Here is a 2,232-nt window from a genome sequence, read left to right on the forward strand (position 1 = left end):
CAAGAGCAAGGAACTACGTCCAACTCTCTTGTTTGACCTATTGGGATTCGTTTAAAGTCATTACAAATGATGGTGAAATTTTATTATCTGACGCACGTCCTTATATGAGAAAACGTCGTTTTATTCCATGGAAGGAAATCTTAAAAGATTGGTTGAAAAAGCCACGTGTTGTAGGGCATTCGCGTTATGCGAATTATTTACCAACGCGCATTAAGGAATATTTAACCGTCCCTTCACTTGCGGTAAGAAAGCAACGAATCAATGAATTACTGACACTTTTACTTACACATGATATGAATGACATCGACCAAAATTTCTATGATTATATTGGCCGTGAGGCTGAGGAAGCAGAACACCCTTACGGTGTAAATTGGACAGAATATGACGCCTTATCGCCAAAAGGAACGGAGGCGTTGAATCATGAATGAAGCGATTTTAACACTCTGTAAGCAATTGAGATTGGCACATGTGGCAGAAGCGATTAAAGAAGTACCTTTTACGGAGCCGGAAGAATATATTTATCAAATTTTATTAAAAGAACAGTTAGGCAGAGAGCAAGCCAAAATAGCACGTAATTTGAAACAGGCACGTTTTATTGATACGAAGACGCTTGAAAGCTATCAGTGGCATAAAGACATTTGTCTACCGAACCATTTAACAAAGGAAGAATTAGAGCAGCTAGATTTCATTCGGAGAAAAGAGAATGTCATTTTAGTTGGCGCACCTGGCACAGGTAAAACACATTTAGCTTCAGCACTTGGTAGAAAGGCTTGCGAGCGTGGATTTGAAGTCCGTTTTTATCGCGTTTCACATTTAGTTGAGGAATTAGAGCAAGCCCTGCATGCGGGGAAAATGAAGCAGTTTAGAAGTAAATTAGAAAAAGTTGATTTAATGATTTTAGATGAAATGGGTTATTTGCCTTTTGGCAAAGAAGGAGCAGAATTACTGTTTCAAATTATTTCAGAGTTCTATGAACAAAAGAGCTTGATTATCACATCAAATTTAGAATTTAGTCAGTGGAACCGCATTTTCTCGGATTCGCGTTTAACGGCAGCTCTGGTGGATCGTTTGATTCACCATGCCCATATTATTTCGTACACGGGCCAGAGCTTCCGTTTAACAAACGCATTGTCGAGAAAATAGGGGGAATATTGGGTGGCAACACTCTGTATTTTTCGTTGCAATTCTCTGCACTTTTCTCTTGCAAAACACAAATGCCATCTAACAAAGGAGAAGCAAGATTTGAAACACCTCCTGGCTATCAAGCACAATTTGATTGGAAAGAAAGTCTTGTATTCGAAACAAAAGATGGAGAAAAAGTTGAAGTGAATGTAGCAGCGCTAGTGTTGAGCTATTCGAGATTCAGAATATTTACGTTAACACTTCATAAAACACAAGATATTCTTTTCTCATTTTTAGCGGATTCATTCGAAAAAATCGGTGGTGTGCCTCAAGAAATCGTGACAGACAATTTAAAAACAGTCATGGATGAAGCGAGAACAGAGTACTACAAAGGAAAAGTAAATAAACGCTTTGAAGAATTTGCGAAGGATTATAACTTTAAGGTACATCCGTGCAAAGCAGGACGCCCTAAAACGAAAGGAAAAGTCGAAACTCAAATGAAGTTTCTAGATGAAATTCACGCATATCAAGGTCAGCTGACCTTGAATGAACTGTATGATTTCGTTGAGAAATTAAACAATCGAATTAATCAGTCCTATCATCAAGGAACCGGGAAAATTCCTATATTTGCGTTAGAACAAGAAAAGAGCTCTCTTCTCCCGTTACCAGCGGAAAAAATCAAGAGCTCTTATCGCATCAAGCATGAACTTGTGCGAGTTAATACATCAAGTATGGTGTCCTATAAATCCAATCAGTATTCAGTCCCACCCGAGTACATTGGAAAGAAAGTAGGTATCCAAAAACATGATGATCAATTATGGATTTATTATAACATGAAGTGTATTGCCCAACATCAAGTGACTAACAATAAATTAAATATACGAGAATCAGACTATCGAGAAACCCTACAACTTTCATTACGTAACTATCCAGATATTAATGAATTAGCCAAAAAGAATCTTAAAATTATTGGGGAGGCCTACGATAAATGATATCTCAGACAAACTATAAACAATTACTTTCAAATTTAGAATATCTAAAATTGAAGCAAATGGCACTGCATTTAGATGAAGTCATCGACTTCAGTATCGCTAATCAAACAACCTTCAT

1 protein-coding gene and 3 pseudogenes are annotated in these 2,232 nt (G+C 37.3%); all 4 read left to right on the forward strand.

All coding sequences use genetic code 11. From position 1 onward, the window contains the following. Positions 1 to 428 (forward strand): annotated as a pseudogene (locus V514_RS0101470) (IS21 family transposase); the annotation flags it as partial. Next, positions 421 to 1,143: an IS21-like element helper ATPase IstB gene (istB, locus tag V514_RS0101475; protein WP_035944115.1), complete on the forward strand. Its 723-nt coding sequence runs from the start codon at positions 421 to 423 to the stop codon at positions 1,141 to 1,143. The pseudogene V514_RS0101470 and the gene istB, both read left to right, overlap by 8 nt. A 95-nt stretch (positions 1,144 to 1,238) precedes the next feature. Further along, positions 1,239 to 2,114: pseudogene (istA, locus tag V514_RS0101480) on the forward strand (IS21 family transposase); the annotation flags it as partial. Further along, a pseudogene (locus V514_RS20950) lies at positions 2,111 to 2,232 on the forward strand (IS21-like element ISCbo2 family helper ATPase IstB); the annotation flags it as partial. The pseudogenes istA and V514_RS20950, both read left to right, overlap by 4 nt.

This window comes from Kurthia huakuii LAM0618 (assembly GCF_000505545.1).
Taxonomy (GTDB): Bacteria; Bacillota; Bacilli; order Bacillales_A; family Planococcaceae; genus Kurthia; species Kurthia huakuii.

What these genes read in the sequence shown, in the direction of transcription:
- istB (WP_035944115.1), top strand. Translation starts at nt 421, where the DNA reads ATGAATGAAGCGATTTTAACACTCTGTAAGCAATTGAGATTGGCACAT.